The following is an 18,309-nucleotide window of genomic DNA, read 5'->3' on the forward strand; positions in this document are numbered from 1 at the left end:
GGTCTCGGCGTTACCGCGCGCCGATCGCCTTGAATTTGCGAACCTGTTCCGTCAGCGCCCGCTCCACCGGCAGGCGCTCCATCGAGGAGGCGCCGTAGAAGCCGTGGCACTTGCGCGTATGTTTCATGATGAAGTCGGCGTCGGCGGGCTCGGCGATAGGGCCGCCATGGGCCAGAACCAAAATGTCCGGATTGACACTGAGGGCGGCTGCCGCCCAGGTGTCGATCTGTTCCGGACAGTCTTCGAGCTTCGGCGCGGTATGCGCACCGATCGCGCCACCGGTGGTCAGGCCGAGATGGCAGACGATGATGTCGGCGCCCGCGATCGCCATTGCCGCGGCTTCGCTCTCGCTGAACACATAGGGCGTCGTCAGCATGTCCTTGTCGCGCGCCTTGGCGATCATGTCGATCTCCAGCGCATAGGACATTCCGGTTTCCTCGAGATTGGCACGGAATACGCCGTCGATCAGGCCGACGGTCGGAAAGTTCTGCACGCCGGCAAAGCCGAGCGCCTTCAACTGATCGAGAAAACTGTCCATGTCGCGGAACGGATCGGTGCCGTTGACGCCCGCCAATACCGGCGTCCGGGTGACGACGGGGAGCACTTCGCCAGCCATCTCCAGCACGATCGCGTTGGCGTCACCGTAGGGCATCAGGCCGGCGAGGGAGCCGCGTCCGGCCATGCGGTAGCGGCCGGAATTGTAGATCACGATCAGGTCGACGCCGCCGGCTTCCTCGCATTTGGCCGATAGGCCAGTGCCCGCGCCGCCGCCGACGATCGGCTCGCCCTTGGCGGCCATGTTGCGAAACTTCTTCAGGATGGCTGAACGTTCGAACTTCGCCATGGTCACCTCGCGACTTTCCGACGTGTCCCCGGGCGTCCGACCAGAGGACGGAGCGCGTTGACGATGGCGGATGCAAATTCTGGTTCGTTGATGTGGCGCCTGATACGGATGAGCTGGCGGTTGCCGGTCTGGCGCACGCTGCGTTCCAGCGCTGCAAACAACGCCGCGTCGGCTTCCGGATCCCAGAACGGCTGACCCGGCGCGTCGAGCGCGGAGACGCCGCCTTCCGGCAGGAAGAAGCGCACCGGCCCGTCCATCCGGTTGAGCTTTTCGCCGATCCAGCGGCCGATGCGGTCGTTCTCTTCCGGCGTGGTGCGCATCAAGGTCACCTGCGGATTGTGAACGTGGAATTTGCGCTGGCGGTAGCGTTCGGGAATGGTGTCGGGCGCGCCGAAATTGACCATGTCGAGCGCGCCGGCCGAGCCGATGAAGGGGACGCGGCTGCGGATGATCGCGCCAAAGCGGTCGTCGGTTGCCGGGAACACGCCGCCCATCAGGAGATCGCAGACTTCCGTCGTCGTGAGATCGACGATGGCCGCGAGCATTCCGGAATCGACCAGCTTTTCCATCGAGCGGCCGCCGACGCCGGTGGCGTGGAAGACGAGGCACTCGAAATCGCCGCGCAGATCGGCCGCAATCTTCTGCACGGCCGGTGTCGTCACGCCAAACATGGTGATGCCGACAGCGGGCAACGCAACCCGCGCGTTACGCTCGGCCGCGCTTTGATTTTCGAGACGCGCCTTCACCATGCCGGCGATGGCGTTGGCGCCGTTGGCGAGCACGGCACGCGAGATCGAGTTAAGCCCCTGCACGTCGGTGACCGAATACATCATCGTGATATCGGCGGGCCCGACATAAGGGCCGACGTCTCCCGATGCGACGGATGAGATGATGAGTTTCGGAACGCCAACGGGAAGGCCGCGCATGCCGGGTGCCACCAGCGAAGCGCCGCCGGAGCCGCCGGCCGAAATGATGCCTGCGACATTGCCCTGACGGCGCAGCCAATTGGCGAAGGCATCGGCCATCGCGGTCACCGACGCGCCGCGATCGGAGCCGAACACGCTCGACCCGCCGCGGCCATGGTTGAGCGCAATTTCCTGGGCAGAGACGTCGCAGGTGGCGAGCTTGCCGCTGGTGGACACGTCGACCAGGCGCGTTCGCAAACCGTGCCCGGCGATCACGTCGCGGATGAAGCGCAGCTCCTCGCCCTTGGTATCGAGGGTGCCAACGACGAGCACGACCGGTGGCCCGGACGCGGTTTGAGCGACGGCACCGGCTTGGCGTTTCTGCCGTGCGGCGTCTTCAATCCGGGTGATGCCCGTCGAAAGCGTGCGCGCGGCTGCCTCGATGCGCGCGATCGGTGCCGGCTGCGACCAGCGCGTCGGCAGCGTGGGATTAGAGATATAGATCCGGATTGGCGCTGCGCTCGATGTGCGCGGCGGGGAGGGGGGCGCCTTCTCCGCGCTCGCGTCCGTAGCTTCGATGTCCGCTTCCGGCCCGGCTTGGACTCCAACGACTCCAACACCGAGCAGACGTTGTTGCAACTCGCGGTCGGCGGCAAGGCGCGCGGAGTCGATGATGCGATTGATGCGGCCATTGACCATGATCGCGACGTTCTTCGAAATCGCCGTGGCGACGCCGATATTCTGCTCGATCACGAGCACCGACATCTCGCCGTCTTCGGCAAGCCGCACCAGCATTTCCTCGACCTGGGCGACGATGACAGGCGCAAGGCCTTCGGTCGGCTCGTCCATGATGAGGAGGTGCGGATTGGTCAGAAGCGCGCGCGAGATCGCCAGCATCTGCTGTTCGCCGCCCGAGAGCTGGGCGCCGCCATGGTCCTTGCGTTCGGCAAGGCGGGGAAATGTCTCGTAGATGCGATCGATGGTCCAGGCGCCGCGCCGCATCCCGGCCGCCAGCCGCAGATGTTCGTCCACGCTGAGCGAGCGCCACAGCCGTCGCCCTTGCGGAACGTAGCCGACACCTGCTTGCGCGATCCGCGCCGGGCTGAGGCGGGTGATGTCTTCGCCGCGGACCCGAACCGAACCACCGCTCGCCCGCAGCAAGCCCATGATGGTCTTGCACAGCGTGGTCTTGCCCATGCCGTTGCGGCCGACCACCGAGAACACGCCGGAATCCAGCGTCAGCTCGACGCCCTGCAGCGCATGGGAATGGCCGTAGTAAACGTCGAGGCCCCGGACCTCGAGGGCAGGTGCTGAACGGCTGAAATCACTCATGGCCGGCCCCCAGATAGAGTTCCTGCACCTCCGGGTCAGCTTCGATCTCGTGCGGCAGGCCTTCCTTGAAGACACGGCCGTTGTGCATCATCGTGACGCTTTCGACGACCCGAAGCGCGACATCCATGTCATGCTCGATGATGATGTAGCCGATATGGGCGGGCAGCGACGTCAGGATATCGATCAGTTCGCGCCGTTCGGTGGGGGAGAGGCCCGCGGCCGGTTCGTCGAACAGGATGAAGCGCGGCGCGCCGGCGAGTGCGAGCGCGATCTCGAGCTGTCGCTGCTGGCCATGCGCGAGCTCAGCGACCCGCTGCTCACGGACCGGCGTCAGATGCACCGCCTGGATCAGCGCCTCAGTCGCATGCATGAGAGCGTCGTTCGCGCCCGGACGCAGCGGAGAAAATCGCCCGCGGGAAACGCCGCGGCAGGCGAGGTAGACGTTGTCTCTCACGGTGAGGCCGGGAAACAGCGCGGATATCTGGTAGGTGCGGCGCAGGCCGCGGCGGATACGCTCATAAGGCGGGAAGTGGGTGATGTCCTCGCCGAAGAAGCGGATGGTGCCGGAGGACGGCGGAAAGTCGCCGGTCACGCAATTGAACAGCGTGGTCTTGCCGGCGCCGTTGGAGCCGAGCACGGCGCGGCGTTCCCCCGGACGAACCGTGATGGTGACGTCGGTCAGCGCCGCGAGCGCGCCGAACAACCGCGTCACGCCGCGCAGCTCCAGCGCGGCGCCGGCACCGACGGCCGAAAAGCGTGGCGCGGCGCTATCCATGGCCATGGCCTCCGCCCACGCGTTTATCGACGGCCGCCGCACCGCGGCGCCACCGCTCCCATAGCCCGATCACGCCATCCGATGACCAGAACACGATGGCGAGGAAGCCGAGGCCGATCAGCAGCCGGAAGCGGTTGCCGTCGAGCCCTAACTTGACCAATAGATCGAGCGCGAAGGTACGCAGGATGACGAAGATGAAGGCGCCGATGAAGGGCCCGATGGGACGGGTGATGCCGCCGACCACGGCAATGATCAGGATGTCGATGCAGGCGCCGACGCTGACCGAGCCGGGGGAAATCTGCCGGTAGTTCCAGACCTGGAGGACGCCGCCGAGTGCGGCGATGAAGGCCGCAAACGCGTAGGCTGCCACGCGGTGCGCGTTGACGTTAAAGCCGAGGGCGGCCATGCGGCGGGGATTGTCGCGCACGCCCTGCAGCACGAGGCCGAAAGGCGCGCGCGAGACATATTGAACGGCGAAGTAGCAAAACGCCGCGACGCCCAGCGTGACGTAATAGAAGGGGATATCGGAGCGCCAGTCGACACCCCAGAATTTCGGCGTCGCGATGGTGTTGATGCCGGTGTGGCCGCCGAAGATCGGCCAGTTCTGGTTGGTGAAGTAGTAGAAGGCCGCACCGATCGCGAGCGTGATCATGATGGTGTAGATGCCCTCGGTGCGTACCGCGAGCGCGCCACCGAGCGTGCCGAACGCGGTGGCCAGAATGAGCGCCATCGGCGTTGCGAGCCACCACGGCCAGCCGAGGCTGATATTGGTGTTGGCGCTCATGCCGAACACCGCGACCATGTAGGCAGCAAAGCCGGCGACGGTGAGCTGCATCAGGCTGACCATGCCGCCATAGCCCGCCAGGAACATCAGGCTGAGTGCGACGGTCCCGAGGATCAGCGTCGTGGCAAAGATCTCGATCAGGAAGAAGCCGTTGGCGATGAACGGCATGATCAAGAGGATCACGGCCACCAGCCAGACAGCCGGCTTGTTGAATTCCGGCCATGCCAACAACGCCGCGCGCACCTTTGCCGGCTGACTGGTCTGAGGATGAGCGCCCTGGACCAACGACATGTCAGCGCCTCGCAAGGAGGCCCTGCGGCCGCAGCGCCAGCACCAGCACCATGATGAGGAAGGTCACGACGATTGCATAGGTCGGGATGTAGACGGAGCCGAGCTGCTCGGCGAGGCCGATGATGACGGCGCCCAGCGCCGCGCCCGGGATCGATCCCATGCCCCCGACAATGACGACGACGAGGGAAGCCAGCAGAAAGCGGGTATCTTCGCCGGGCGAAAGCGACTGGAAGGTTCCGCCGACGACGCCCGCGATGCCGGCGAGGCCGGCGCCAAGCGCGAACACGGCAACGAAGACGTGCTGGATCGGCACACCGGTCGCCGCGAGCATGTCGCGGTCATCGACGCCGGCGCGCACCATCATGCCGACGCGGGTTCGGTTGAGCGCCAGCCACATCGCGATGCCGATCACGATCGCCGCGACGAAGATCACGAGCCGCACCAGCGGATAGCGCAGATAGACCGCCTCGCCCGACGATCTGACCGCGGTGACCAGCGGCAATTCGATCGGGCCGACCAGCCAGCTCGGGGTCTGGATCTGATAGAAATCGCCGCCGAATACCCACAGCATCAGGTCCGCAAACACGATCGAGAGCCCGATCGTGACCATGGTCTGGCGCAAATCCTCGCCCTCCATGCGACGGAAGACAACGATTTGCAGCACGATGCCGACAAGCGCCACACCGAGAAACGCGATGATGAAACCGAGCACCCATGAGCCCGTCCAGACGCTGATGGCGTAACCGATGTAGCCGCCGAACAGATAAAGCGAGCCATGCGCCAGATTGACGTTGCGCATCAGCCCGAAGATGAGCGTGAAGCCGCTGGCCACCAGGAAGTAAAGGCTGCCGAGCGTGATGCCGTTGAACAGGGCGTTGAGAAAGACCCGCTTCCTGCCGATCGCCTCTTCGAGGCCGGGCGGCCAGACGGCAAGGATCAGCCACAACAGCACCGCGACCGCGATCAGCAGGATCAGCGCCCATGCCGGATGGCGTTCGATGAATCTCGTCACGGCAATAGCCCGGCCGTCGCCATACCGTCCTCCCAGACGCCGCGGCCGTTTCGGCTCGCGTTTGGGGCATCCTAACGGCGCCGCGGACCTTGCACTTGATTGTCAGTATCTTTTCGCGCCAGTTGCGCTCAGGGGCGCAAGACTTTGGCGGCGCGGCGGTATTCGGTCGGCGCCATCCCGACATTGGCCGCGAAGAAGCGGGTGAAACCGCTCTGGGAAGAGAAGCCGAGATCAAAGCCGATATCGGCGATCGGCACTTCGGTCGCGACCAGCGCGTCCAGCGCCTGTTCCATGATGAGTGTATTGAGATAGAGGTTCGGGGTGACGCCGGTCTGGGTGCGGAACAGCCGGTAGAAGTGCGGGCGCGACAGCCCGGAGGCTCGCGCGATCGAATCCAGTTCGATCTCGGCGCCCGGGCTTTCGGACATCAGCTTGATGGATTTGCGGACGCGAAAATCGGTGACGGCGGTGGCGGTGCGCGTCTCCTGCGCCGGCTCGGACGTCTGCCAGCTTTCGTCATAACAACTGTCGATCAACTGCCTGAGTTCGCAATCGAGGCTGCTCAGCGAAGGTGCGCCGCACACCAGCGCGGCAGAGCGGCGAATATGCCTGTCGAGCGTGGCCGTGCGCTTGAAGCAGGTGCGGCCGAACCGCAGGCTGTGGGCCCGGGCCGCGTCGGGGGCGAACCATTCGGCGTTGACGTAAAGCACGAAGAAGATCGCGCCGTTCTCCATGTCCGTCGGGACAAAATTGTGCGGTTCCCAGGGGTTGACGGCAACAATGGAATCTTCCGCAAGCAGCCATCGCTCGTCGCACACGTCGATGCGCGCTGGCGTTCCACCGACATGAAAAATCAGGTGCCCTTCGCGATGCGCGTGCATGTTGAAGGGGCGGTTCAACTGATAGACCGTCGCGCGACCGAACCGGCCGTGGAAGACGGCGAGAGCCTTGCTCATGCCTTCCCTCCCGCGGGATGTTCTTGTCTTTTGAACCAGCGTTCAACATCCGCCGCGAGAATGCAAGGGAAGATCACATGCTGCCCAGCCGTGGCCGGGCCCCGGCGTGACCGGGGCCCGTTCGCAAATGCGAAGAACTCAGTACTTCTTGCACTCCGGAACCGTCCGGCTCGGCAGGCCGATCTTGGAGAACGCTGCCGGGTCGTAGCCGAGCGTCTGGTTCACGTTCGGAATGACCTTCACGACCTTGCTGAAGAGGGCGCCCTTGCCGTCATCAACGACTTCGGTGACGAAGTTGGTTCCGATCGCTTGGCGGTTGGAGTCGAGCTTGATCTTGCCGTTGGGCGCGTCGAGCTCGATCTTGGCGAGGGCTTCCTTGAGCTTGGCCTGGTTGTTGCTGAGGTCGCCGTTGACCTGGCGCAGCCCCAGGATGAGCGCCATCGTCGAGTTGTAGTAGTTGGTGGCGAGCAGTGACGGACTCGGGAACCGCTTGTTCGGCGGGAAGGCGTCCTGATAGGCCTTCACGAATTTCTGCCAGCCCGCATCCTCCCAGGTATCGGCCTGGCCGCTCGCCGCGATGGTGCCGATCAGCGCATTCTTGGCGTTGCCCTTGGCGGAGAGGATGGTCTGGTCGACCATGATCGAGCCGCCCATGAGGTGGGCCTTGCCGCCGGCCTGTTGATACTGGTTCAGGAAGTTGACGGCATCGGCGCCGCCAAGGCCGAGATAGATCGCATCGACGTCGTCGGGCAGGGCGGCGATGACGGAGGCGAAGTCCTTCGTACCGAGCGGCACCCATTGCCGGTTGGTGACCTGTCCGCCGGCGCCGCAGAACTCCAGCACAAGTCCGAACACCTGGGTGTAGATGAACGAATAGTCGTCGCCGACTGTCGCGATCTTTCGGTAGCCCTTGGTTTCGTAAGCGTATTTGCCGAGGCCGACCTGCCACTGGGCGCCGTCCATGTTGTAGCGGTAGAAGTTCGGCGCCGGGTCGACATAAGTGGTTTCCTGCGCGCCGGAAGCGGCGTTCACGAAGGTCAACTCGGGCCGCGTCTTGGCAAAGTTCTTGACCGCGATGCCTTCGTCGCCGGATAGCGGCGAGAGCAGGATCTGGACCTTGTCCTGTTCGATCAGCTTGCGCACGGCGCGGACAGCGGAGTCCGGCGTGGCATCCGTCGAAGCGATGATGAATTCGATTTCCTTGTCGCCGACCTTCTTGCCGAGCGTGTTGATCGCCGTTTGATGCCCGCGGATTCCGTCCTCGCCGAGCACCGTATAGGTGCCTTCGAGGGTCGCGGTGACGCCAACCTTGATCTTCTCTTGAGCTAAGGCGGCGCCGGAAAGCAACAGGCTGCTCAGCGCGACAAGTCCCGCACAGCTTTTAAACATCGAACCCCTCCCTTGTATCGCCAGTTTTTGTATAGGTCGTTCCGAAATCGTCATGCCCTTCACAATGCATTGCGACCGGGACCGCCGGGCGAAAACTAGCCGATGACTGGGGCAACGCGCGCAGCTTCGCCTGCTGCAACTTGACCGGTAGTCTCATTTTGCATGCTGCGCCGCGACGAGATTTGCGGCGATTCAGGGCGTGAGGTCACGGGCAGGTTTGAAGATGGCTGCGAGAACGCACGAGGCCTTCCGAGCCGAGGCTGGCGAAGCCAGCGGAGCCTAGCCGGCCCGCCCCCAGCCACGGAGCCAAAGCGCAGATGCGACGATGCCCCCGGAAACGATCGAGCCCGCGGCAACGGTAATGAAGAGCTCCCGCAATCCGCCGCCAAGATGGGCAACGACGAGCCAGCCAATTCCCGCCGCGACGAGCAGCCGGACGGTTCCCCCGAAAACCGGCCACATCACGCGGCCGGCGCCTTGGCCTGCGAAATAGAGCAGCATTCCAAGACCCGCCACGCCGTAGAAAGGCGCTACGTTGCGGAAATAGATCGAGCCGGCGGCAAGAACCTCGGGCTCCGTGCTGAACAGCGTCAGCCAGGCGTGTGGAAATATCGTCACGACAAGGCCGAGGAGTTCGGTGACACCGGCCGCAAAGAACGCGGCAACCCAGGCGATGCGCTCCGCCCGCCTGATCTGGCCGGCTCCGATGTTGACCCCGACCATCGTGAGTGCCGCGCTGCCAAGCGCGAAGAGCAGCGGAACCTGGATGTAATCGAGGCGTGACGCAATTCCGTAGCCTGCGATGGCGTCAGTGCCGAACAGCCCGACGACGCCGGTGACCAGGACGACCGTCAAATTGGACTGAATGGTGCCGATGGCCGACAACCCGCCGACGCCAAGAATATCGCCGAGCTGCCGCCACCTGATGAGGCGCACGTCGAACGGCAGACGCAACGAGGCGCGGGCGGAGCGCATGTAGACGATCAACACGAGCGCGCCGACGAGATAGTAGACGACGACGGCAACGCCGGCTCCCGCTACGCCGAGCTGCGGAAAGGGGCCCCAGCCGAAGATCAAGGCCGGCGAGAGCGGAAGCAGCACGAACACGCCCAGCAGAATGACGGCCGCCGGCGCGACCGTGTTGCCTGCGCCACGAAGAGCCGCGGCCAGAAGGCTGACGATCCAGACAAAGATCGCTCCGAAGAAGACAACGTGGCCATATTCGAGGGCCGCGCCGAGGGCTCCCGCCTGACCGCCGAGCAGGCGGTAGACTGTCTCGCCGAACAGCCATTCGGCGCCGGCAAAGATCACTCCGAAAGCAATGGCGAGAACGAGTGCGTTGAGCGCCAGCGCCTCGGCTTCCGCCACTTTGCCGGCACCCATCGCACGCGCGATTGCCGATGCGACACCACCACCGATGCCACCGTTCGACATCATCTGCATCAGCATGAAGAGGGGAAACACCAGGCTGACGCCCGCCAGCGCTTCCGTTCCGAGGAAGCTGACGAAATAGGTCTCCGCGACCCCGACCAGGGTTTGCACGACCATGACTATGAGCGTCGGCAGAGCGAGCATCAGGAGCGTCGGCAGCACGGGGCCCTCGAGCATCGCGCTCTGCTTGACCTTTGCCGCTTCGTTTTCTTTCAGGCTGCCGGCCACGGCCACCGGTCGCGGCAAGGAGGGTTGTTGGGGTGTCAGGGTTGTCATCATCGGCTCGGCAGGTCTCGAATAAATTCCACCAGCGCGGTGCTGACCTCGTTCGGTTGCTCCTGCTGGGTCCAGTGGCCGCAGCCGGGCAGCATCTGAATCTTGCGCAGTCCGGGAACGAAGTTCTTCTGGTTGGCGAGCAACTGGTCCGTTCCGGGAAACGAGAGCAGGAAGTCACGATCGCCCGCGATATAGAGCGCCGGTACAGACACTTGCATGCCGGCCACAGCACCCGTGATTTCCCAGTTGCGATCGATGTTGCGGTAGTAATTGAGCGCGCCCCGAAAGCCGGTTCGCTTGAACTCCTCGCCATAAAAGTCGATGTCGCTTTCGCTGATCCAGGACGGCAGGATTTTCGGGGCGCCGGGTCCTTGCAGAAATCCGCCGCCCTTCGGCACCATGCCAAGGTTCGGCGCGGGCCCGCCCGCAGCGACGGCCGCGCGGGCCGCGGCTACGCCATCGCCGGACGCCCCGAACAGCATGTTGCGAATGGTCGCGCGCGGATCGCGCCCCAATTCCGCCTCGGCCAGTCCGGGCTCCATGAAATAGAGTTGATAGAATTGCGCCGTCTCCGTGCGCGGCATGAGACTGGTCGGCGCCACTTTGCCGCGCGGGCGGAACGGGACGCTGAGGGCTGCCACCGCCCGGAAGCGGTCGGGCCGCATCAGAGCTGCCTGCCAGGCGATGCTGGCGCCCCAATCATGACCGGCGATGACGGCGGTCGCCGCGCCCAAGGCATCAAGGATGCCCACCATGTCGCCTACGAGATGCAGGATCGTGTACTGATCGATCGCTTGCGGCGCGTCGCTCTTGCCGTAACCACGCAGGTCCGGAGCGACGACACGGAAGCCGGCGGCGGCAAGAGCATCGATCTGATGCCGCCAGGAGAACCAGGATTCGGGAAAGCCGTGCACCAGCAGCACCAGCGGTCCCTCGCCCTGTTCGGCAATATTGATGCGGATGCCGTTGCATTCGATGATCCGTTGCGTGGTCTTGCTCATTTTTCCATCCCCTTCCGAAGTTGCTGCTGATGCGTTTGACGAAATCGCGCCCGGCGCAACTCGCAATGCGAGCGGTGCCAGTGCCGCCGCTAGTAGCTGACGTCTGTTCATGGACTTTCCTCAGGCTAAGCCGGCAGCGAGTGGGGTGAACGCCGCCGATCTTTACCGTCACAACCAGTTTTGGTACTGTCTGGTACCCAATGAGCGATGTATGGTACCGATGGGTACCGAGTCAAGAGGGAAATGACATCGATGAGTCCGAAGATGAAGCCGCGCGAGGAAGAAGCCGATGGCGCCGCAGTCCGGAAGCGGATTCTCGGCGCGGCCCTTTCGGCATTCATGGAGGGCGGCTATGCGCAGACCAGCACGCTGGAGATTGCGACACGCGCGCGCGTGTCAAAACGCGAGCTCTATTCGCTGTTCGGCAACAAGGAAGCGATGCTGGTCGCCTGCATTACCGAGCGCGCCCGGCGGTTGAAAGCGCCGGCCGATCTGCCCGAGTTGCGCGACAGGGAAACCCTGGCCAACGTGCTTACCACTTTTGGTACAAGGCTTTTGACGGAAACGACCGATCCGGTCGTCGTTGCTGTGTTCCGGCTGGCGATATCCGAAACGGTGCACGCGCCAAAGGTTGCACAAGCGCTGGAATCGATCGCTCGCCGGCCTACGCGTGATTCATTGCGAGAGATCATGGCGAACGCCAAGTCGGCCGGGCTGTGCGATGGCGATCTTGCCGCGATGGTCGAACAATTCTTGGGGCTGCTCTGGGGCGACCTGATGACCGGCCTGCTGCTTCAAGTGGCCGATCGCCCGAGTGCCGGCGAAATCACACGGCGGGCCCACGCGGCAACGACAGGGTTTCTAAACATCTATCCGAAGCCCAGGTGAAATCGCCTGCCTCCGCCGGCAACGTCGCCGGTAACGTTTTGGCTTGACCGCGGTGTGCGGTATTTCTACGTCCATCCGACCCACCTGCACGCATGGAGAAGGTCCGCCGTGGCATTTGAACTGTTCAATCTGGCCGGCAAACGAGCGCTCGTCACAGGATCGTCCCAGGGGATCGGCCTTGCCATCGCGCGAGGGCTCGCCGAGCATGGCGCCTCCGTGGTCCTGAATGGACGGGAGCGCAGCAAGCTTGAAGCCGCCGCAGCGAGCTTGATCGCAGCCGGGCACGAGGTTGCGGTCGCCGGTTTCGATGTCACGGTCGCCGAGGATGTCCGCGAAGGCATTGCCACGATCGAGCGGACGGTCGGAGTCATCGATATTCTCGTCAACAACGCCGGCATGCAGTTTCGTACGCCGCTTGAGGATTTTCCGGCGGAGAAGTGGGAGCAATTGCTCAGGACCAATGTCTCGAGCGCCTTCTACGTCGGCCAGGCTGTCGCGCGCCACATGATCCCGCGCGGAAAGGGCAAGATCATCAACATCGCCTCGGTTCAGAGCGAGTTGGCCCGCCCGGGCATTGCGCCGTACACCGCTACCAAGGGAGCGATCAAGAACCTGACGCGCGGCATGTGTGCCGATTGGGCCAGGCATGGACTGCAGATCAATGCCATCGCGCCGGGTTACTTCAAGACCCCGCTGAATCAAGCGCTGGTCGACGATCCCCAATTTTCAGCGTGGCTGGAAAAGCGGACGCCGGCCTCGCGCTGGGGCAACGTGGACGAACTGATCGGCGCCGCGGTCTTTCTGTCGGGAGATGCCTCGTCCTTCGTCAACGGGCATACGCTCTACGTCGACGGCGGCATCACGACCTGTCTTTAGCTGTTGGACGCCAGCGCGGCCAAAAGCTGCGGCGGCTCAGGCGGCTGTGGCATTCGGGCAAGTGAGCGTCGTCCGCGAAATGGCAGCGTCCGGCAATCAACGCCGGACGCTGCGAGCGCGCGATAATGCTGGCCTTACTTCTTGTAGGCGGCGATCACGGCTTCACCGTCGGCGCCCGCCTTCTTGAGCCAATCGGCCGTCAACTGCTCGCCGATTTTCTCGAGGCCGGACTTCAGCGCCGGAGGTGGTGGCAGCACCTTCATCTTGTTGGCCTGAAGCTGTTCGAGATACCACTTCGCCTTTTCTTCCGCGAGCTTCCAGCCGCGTTCTTCTGCAACCGCCGCGGCCTTCAGGATCGCGTCCTGCGTCGGCTTGTCGAGCGCGTCGAACGCCGCCTTGTTCACGAAGGTGACGTTCTTCGGGATCCAGGCTTGCGTATCATAGAAATGCGTCATGGTTTCCCAGGACTTGCTGTCGTAGCCGGTCGAGCCCGAGGTCATGAACGCGTTCACAACGCCGGTGGCCAGCGCCTGCGGCAGTTCCGCTGCCTGGATGGTGACGGGCTGCGCGCCGACGAGTTCGGCGATGCGCGAGGTGCCGACATTGTAGGCGCGCCACTTCAGCCCCTTCATATCCTCGACCGTGTTGAGGTCTTTCTTGGCATAAATGCCCTGTGGACCCCATGGCACTGCGAACAGAAGCATCAGTCCCTGCGAGGCGAGCTTCTTTTCGATGGCGGGCTTCGAGGCGAGCCACAGCTTCTTGGCTGCCGGATAGCTCGTCGCCAGGAAGGGGATCACGTCGATGCCGAACATCGGATCTTCGTTCTCATGCAGCGAAATCAGAACCTCGCCGGCCTGCGCCTGCCCGGTTGCGACCGCGCGCTTGATTTCCGGCGCCTTGAATAGCGATGCGGCGGGGTGCACGGTGATCTGCAGCTTGTTGCCGGTGGCATCGGCAACGTCCTTGGCGAACGCGATCAGATTCACCGAATGCGGATTGTCCGCCGGATAGGCCGCCGGAAGATTCCATTTTGTCTGCGCCATTGCTGGAACGGCAAGCGCCGCGACGCAGGCGGCCAATGCGCACGTCTTTATAAGTCTGAACATGACAATACCTTTCTCTAGCCAGGGAACGCGATCCGCGGCAGCAGCATCACGATATCAGGAAAGACCGTGATGATGGCAACCGCCAGAACGAGCAAGAAGAAGAACGGCAGGGCCGCCCTGGCGACCGTGTTGGAATCCTTGCCGCTCATGGTCTGCAGGACGAACAGGTTGAAGCCGACGGGCGGAGAGACTTCCGCCATTTCCACCACCAGCACCAGGAAGATTCCGAACCAGACCAGGTCGAAGCCGGCCTGCTTCACCATCGGAATGACGATGGCGGTCGTCAGCACGATCATGGAGATGCCGTCGAGTGCCGTACCGAGCACGACGTACATCACGGTCAGCGCCGCAATCAGCGCATAGGGGCTGAGCTGGAGGCCGTTCACCCAGTTCGCGAGCGCCATCGGGATGCCGGTATAGGCCATCGACGTCCCCATGTAGGAGGCGCCCGCCAGGATCAGCAGGATCATGCAATTGACCCGCGTCGCGCCCATGACGCTCGCCCAGAACGATTGCCAGGTCAGCGCGCCCTGCCACCATGCAATCGCGAGCGACCCCAACACGCCCCAGGCCGCGCATTCCGTCGCCGTCGCCCAGCCCATCAGCAGCGACAGAAAGACGAAAATGATCAGCAGCAGGCAGGGAATGAGATTGAGCGACTCGGCAATGCGCCTGCGCAGGCTCATGGATGGTTCGGCCGGCGGCGTCCGGTTCGGATTGGCGAGCGACCAGATCGCGATGTAACCGGAATAGAGTGCCATCACCAACATGCCCGGCAGAAACCCGGCGAGAAAGACCTGAATGATGGAGACGTTCGCCTGCACGGCGTAGACCACCATGGTGATCGACGGCGGGATGAGAATGCCGAGCGTGCCCGCGCCGGCCAGCGAGCCGAGGCTCAAGCCTTCGTCGTAGCCGCGCTTCTTCAATTCGGGCAGGGCGATCTTGGCAACCGTGGCGCAGGTCGCGGCTGAAGATCCCGACACCGAACCGAACACGCCGCAGGCGAGCACATTGACGTGCATGAGCCGGCCCGGCAGCCAGTTCAGCCACGGCGCAAACCCGCGGAACATTTCCTCCGACAGGCGCGTGCGGAACAGAATTTCGCCCATCCAGATGAAGAGCGGCAGTGCGGCGAGCGACCACGAAGCGCTGTTGCCCCACACCGTGGTCGCCAGCACGCTGCCGGCCGGAATAGCACCGCCGGCGAATTGCATGCCGGCCCATCCCGTCGCCATCAGGGCGACGCCAATCCAGACGCCGGCGCCGAGCAGCAGCGCCAGGAAGCCGAGCAGGATGGCGGCGATGGAAAGCAGCTCCATCTCAGACCCCGCTCTGCATGGCACGCTCGACGATTTCCTCGGCGCTCTGCGGCTTCGGCAATTCGTAGCGCGGCGCAAAGCCGCGCAGCACATGGATCAGTTCATCCACGAAGGCGATGAAAAGAACCGCAAGGCCGCCGCTATAGCCGAGCTGCGGAATCCACAGCGGCACCGCGATGACGCCTTGCGAAATATCGGAAAATTTCCACGACTGCCACGTCATGATCACGGCATGCCAGGCGAAGAAGCCGATGAAGCCGACACCGATCAGGAGGGCTGCGATCTCGACATAATGGCGCACATTATCGTTGAGGCGGTCGATCAACAGGCCGACACGGATCATCTCGCCGTGCTTGAACGTATGCGCGAGCCCGAGGAAGGCGGTCGCCGCCATGCACCAGGAGATGAAATCGTCGCCCGCCGGAATATTGATGCCAAACGGCCGGCCGCCTGACAGCAGCAGCATCAGGACAAAAATCGCAATGAGGAAAAGTCCGGCAAGATAGCCGGAGAAAAGGTAGAGCCGATCGAGAAACACGCGGATCATAAGAGTCCTTACCCCTCGCACGCATATTGCCGGGAAGCAATAGACGTACCATTTTCGGTCGTTCCTAATGGAAGGGCCTATCGATCCGCGCCCCGCCAACGCGACCGAAATCAGCCTTCTAAGGGGACAGGTTTTCGGAGTTGTTGGGGACAGTCAAGGCAGGACGAGGCAAATCCTGCGATTGCGGCCACGAAGAAGGTGCGCTCCCTCTCCCGCTTGCGGGGGAGGGCTGGGGTGGGGGTGTCTCCGCGGGCGATACTGCCCGAATGGAGGGAGCCCCCCACCCGGCGCTTCGCGCCGACCTCCCCGCAAGCGGGAGAGGTGAAGCGCGTCTGCGGCCGATCGATCTAACCAAAGATCATCATGCTCCAGTCCTTTTCTCGTGCCAAGCGAGGTGAAAGCAGAGCGCGTCAGCCGCGCCTGGCACGGCCTGACGGCCGGGTGAGCCGCAGCCTATGATGGGTGCGGGGCAGAAACTGCTTGCCCCTGGCGCTGAGGAAATCGAGCATCGCCTGCGCCGGCGGCAGCAACACCTTATCCTTGCGTGCAAGCGCGAACCACTGCCGCACGATCGGCAGGCCATCGACGTCCAGGGTGACCAGGCGCCGTTCGTCGAGCTCGGTCGCGACCGTGTGCGCAGAGAGGAAGGCGATGCCTAGCCCTGCGATCACCGCCTGCTTGATGGTTTCGTTGCTGCTCATGGCGAGGCCGATCTTGGGGCGGATGCCCGACGTCTCGAACAATTGCTCCATCAACCCGCGCGTTCCGGATCCCGGCTCGCGCGTCAGGAAGGTTTCGCCGGCAAGTTCGCGCAGCGCGATGCGGGATTTCCGTGCCAGCCGATGCGCGGTCGGCGCGATGATGACGTGGGGATGATCGCCGATCAGGTGGACGTTCATGTCGATATCGGCGGGCGGGCGGCCCATGATCGCGAAGTCGAGATCGTAGCCGCGTAGCGCCTCGCCGACCTCCTGGCGGTTGCCGATCGATAGCGTGATTTCGACGTTCGGATAGAGCTTCGAGAATCCGGAGATCATGAACGGCACGAAATATTTCGCGGTCGAGACCGCGCCGATCGAGATGCGGCCCGCGGTCTTTCCCGCCATCATCTCCAACGTGGTCTCGCAGTCGGTGATCGCCGCCTCGATCCGCTCGGCGAGCGCCAATACCTCGCGCCCGGCATCCGTCAGCAGCATGCCGTCGCCGGTGCGCTGGATCAGCGGCAATCCCGCGACCGCCTGCAGGTTGCGTAGCTGCAACGTTACCGCGGGCTGTGTCAGGTATAGCTGCTTCGACGCCGCGGTAACCGACCGGTGCTTTTGCACGGCGGCCAGCGCGCGCAATTGGCGGATGGTCAATTCGCGCAACAACCGGCCGGCCATGGCACACCTCCATTATAACAAAAACTTTGCTCGGGCCAAAGATAACAAAATTTCCCTAATTCGGCAAACTGCGCTTGCTTAAGAGCGCGGGTCGCCAATCGGCGGACGGCTCGACAGCGCCGAGAGAGCGCACCGGGAGACGGCCATGGACGAACGCGTGACGCTGCGTTCACATCTCGAGAAGCCTGTTGCGCAGATCCCGCATGGCGCGGCGGTCGGTGCGGTGATCGAGGCCATTGCCGCCGCTGCAATCGAACTCGCCGCGCTGATTGCGAATGGGCCGCTCGCTGATATCACCGGGCAGGATAGCGGTATCAATTCCGACGGCGACCGGCAGAAAGACATCGACATCGTCGCCGACGAAATGATGCGGCGTGCGCTGCGCGGCGCGCCGGTGGCGGCGGTCCTTTCCGAGGAAGCGGCGCTGCCGGAAACCTTGCGGCCTGAGGCGCACCTGTGTGTTGCGATCGATCCGCTCGACGGATCGGCCAATCTCGAAAACAACATCTCGATCGGCACCATCTTTTCGATCCGCCCGAGAGGCAACGACATCCTTTCGACTTTCTTTGAGCCCGGCACGGCGCAGTGCGCGGCAGGCTTTTTCGTCTACGGTCCACAAACCACGCTCGTCCTCGCGCTCAACGCGCGTGTCGATATCTTCATTCTCGACAGGCGCGCGGGAGAATTTCTGCTGATCCGGCAGGCCGTGCAGGTCGCACGCGATACGCCGGAGTTCGCCATCAATGCATCCAATCGCCGGCACTGGCATGGTCCCGTTCGCGCCTACATCGATGAATGTCTCGCCGGTACCAGCGGTGGCGGTGAGGCGGATTTCAATATGCGCTGGATCGGTTCGCTGGTTGCGGAATCGCTTCGCATTCTGGCGCGCGGTGGCGTGTTTCTCTATCCGGCCGATGCCCGCCCCAGCTATCGCGAAGGGAGGATTCGCCTGCTGTACGAAGCCCATCCGATGGCGCTGGTAATGGAATGGGCGGGCGGCGCGGCCTCGACCGGACGGCGGCGCATTCTGGAAGTGGCTGCGAGAACGCCGCACCAGCGGGTGCCGCTGATCATGGGTTCTTTGCGTGGCGTGCGCGACATCGCTGCCATTCACGAACGGGTCGAGCCGATGTTCGACAATAGCGATGCGCCGCTGTTCGCGCGGCGCGGCCTGTTCCGCTGACGGGGC

At 63.7% G+C, this 18,309-nt stretch carries 16 protein-coding genes; 3 read left to right on the forward strand and 13 right to left on the reverse strand.

Going from position 1 to position 18,309, the window contains the following annotated elements; all coding sequences use genetic code 11:
* Positions 1-10: 10 nt before the first annotated feature.
* The 9 genes from ACFXS9_RS40220 to ACFXS9_RS40260 all read right to left on the reverse strand — a co-directional run bounded on the left by ACFXS9_RS40220 (position 11) and on the right by ACFXS9_RS40260 (position 10,996).
* Positions 11-844, reverse strand: coding sequence for a phosphoenolpyruvate hydrolase family protein (locus ACFXS9_RS40220; RefSeq protein WP_028347174.1), 834 nt, complete (start codon positions 842-844; stop codon positions 11-13).
* 2 nt (positions 845-846) lie between these two features.
* A complete protein-coding gene (locus tag ACFXS9_RS40225) occupies positions 847-3,081 on the reverse strand; it encodes an ABC transporter permease (RefSeq protein ID WP_392698939.1) in 2,235 nt (744 codons plus the stop codon).
* On the reverse strand, positions 3,074-3,856 hold the full coding sequence (locus ACFXS9_RS40230; RefSeq protein WP_392700270.1) for an ABC transporter ATP-binding protein: 783 nt from the start codon (positions 3,854-3,856) through the stop codon (positions 3,074-3,076). Before ACFXS9_RS40230 ends, ACFXS9_RS40225 begins: the two co-directional genes overlap by 8 nt.
* Complete coding sequence (locus tag ACFXS9_RS40235; protein WP_392698941.1) at positions 3,849-4,931, reverse strand: branched-chain amino acid ABC transporter permease; 1,083 nt, start codon at positions 4,929-4,931, stop codon at positions 3,849-3,851. Before ACFXS9_RS40235 ends, ACFXS9_RS40230 begins: the two co-directional genes overlap by 8 nt.
* Position 4,932: 1 nt before the next feature.
* Positions 4,933-5,943: a branched-chain amino acid ABC transporter permease gene (locus ACFXS9_RS40240; RefSeq protein ID WP_392698943.1), complete on the reverse strand. Its 1,011-nt coding sequence runs from the start codon at positions 5,941-5,943 to the stop codon at positions 4,933-4,935.
* A gap of 128 nt (positions 5,944-6,071) precedes the next feature.
* Entirely contained in the window at positions 6,072-6,899 is an 828-nt protein-coding gene (locus tag ACFXS9_RS40245; protein ID WP_392698944.1) for an AraC family transcriptional regulator, read from the reverse strand.
* A 138-nt stretch (positions 6,900-7,037) separates the two neighbouring features.
* Entirely contained in the window at positions 7,038-8,288 is a 1,251-nt protein-coding gene (locus ACFXS9_RS40250) for an ABC transporter substrate-binding protein (protein WP_392698946.1), read from the reverse strand.
* Between the two features lie 279 nt (positions 8,289-8,567).
* Positions 8,568-9,995: an MATE family efflux transporter gene (locus ACFXS9_RS40255; RefSeq protein WP_392698947.1), complete on the reverse strand. Its 1,428-nt coding sequence runs from the start codon at positions 9,993-9,995 to the stop codon at positions 8,568-8,570.
* Positions 9,995-10,996 (reverse strand): alpha/beta fold hydrolase, encoded by a 1,002-nt coding sequence (locus tag ACFXS9_RS40260; RefSeq protein ID WP_392698948.1) that lies wholly within the window; start codon positions 10,994-10,996, stop codon positions 9,995-9,997. The genes ACFXS9_RS40255 and ACFXS9_RS40260 overlap by 1 nt, the downstream gene beginning before the upstream one ends.
* Positions 10,997-11,248: 252 nt before the next feature.
* On the opposite strand from ACFXS9_RS40260, the gene ACFXS9_RS40265 reads away from it, so the two are divergent.
* Positions 11,249-11,884 carry a TetR/AcrR family transcriptional regulator gene (locus ACFXS9_RS40265; protein WP_392698949.1) on the forward strand — a complete coding sequence of 212 codons (636 nt, stop codon included), beginning with the start codon at positions 11,249-11,251 and terminating at the stop codon, positions 11,882-11,884.
* A 108-nt stretch (positions 11,885-11,992) separates the two neighbouring features.
* Positions 11,993-12,760, forward strand: a complete 768-nt coding sequence (locus ACFXS9_RS40270) for an SDR family oxidoreductase (RefSeq protein WP_392698951.1) — start codon at positions 11,993-11,995, stop codon at positions 12,758-12,760.
* A gap of 134 nt (positions 12,761-12,894) precedes the next feature.
* Here the strand turns inward: ACFXS9_RS40270 and ACFXS9_RS40275 are convergent, their stop codons facing one another.
* The 4 genes from ACFXS9_RS40275 to ACFXS9_RS40290 form a co-directional block, all read right to left on the reverse strand.
* The gene (locus ACFXS9_RS40275) at positions 12,895-13,869 is read right to left on the reverse strand and encodes a TRAP transporter substrate-binding protein (protein ID WP_392698953.1); all 975 of its coding nucleotides are present in this window, start codon (positions 13,867-13,869) and stop codon (positions 12,895-12,897) included.
* Between the two features lie 14 nt (positions 13,870-13,883).
* Complete coding sequence (locus ACFXS9_RS40280; protein ID WP_392698954.1) at positions 13,884-15,191, reverse strand: TRAP transporter large permease; 1,308 nt, start codon at positions 15,189-15,191, stop codon at positions 13,884-13,886.
* A gap of 1 nt (position 15,192) precedes the next feature.
* Positions 15,193-15,738 carry a TRAP transporter small permease gene (locus ACFXS9_RS40285; RefSeq protein WP_392698956.1) on the reverse strand — a complete coding sequence of 182 codons (546 nt, stop codon included), beginning with the start codon at positions 15,736-15,738 and terminating at the stop codon, positions 15,193-15,195.
* A 410-nt stretch (positions 15,739-16,148) separates the two neighbouring features.
* Entirely contained in the window at positions 16,149-17,120 is a 972-nt protein-coding gene (locus ACFXS9_RS40290; RefSeq protein ID WP_392698958.1) for a LysR family transcriptional regulator, read from the reverse strand.
* A gap of 145 nt (positions 17,121-17,265) precedes the next feature.
* Between ACFXS9_RS40290 and ACFXS9_RS40295 the strand changes: the two genes are divergently transcribed.
* The gene (locus tag ACFXS9_RS40295) at positions 17,266-18,303 is read left to right on the forward strand and encodes a class 1 fructose-bisphosphatase (RefSeq protein ID WP_392698960.1); all 1,038 of its coding nucleotides are present in this window, start codon (positions 17,266-17,268) and stop codon (positions 18,301-18,303) included.
* Positions 18,304-18,309 lie beyond the last annotated feature (6 nt).

It is taken from the genome of Bradyrhizobium sp. RDI18 (genome assembly GCF_043203335.1).
Taxonomy (GTDB): Bacteria; Pseudomonadota; Alphaproteobacteria; order Rhizobiales; family Xanthobacteraceae; genus Bradyrhizobium; species Bradyrhizobium retamae.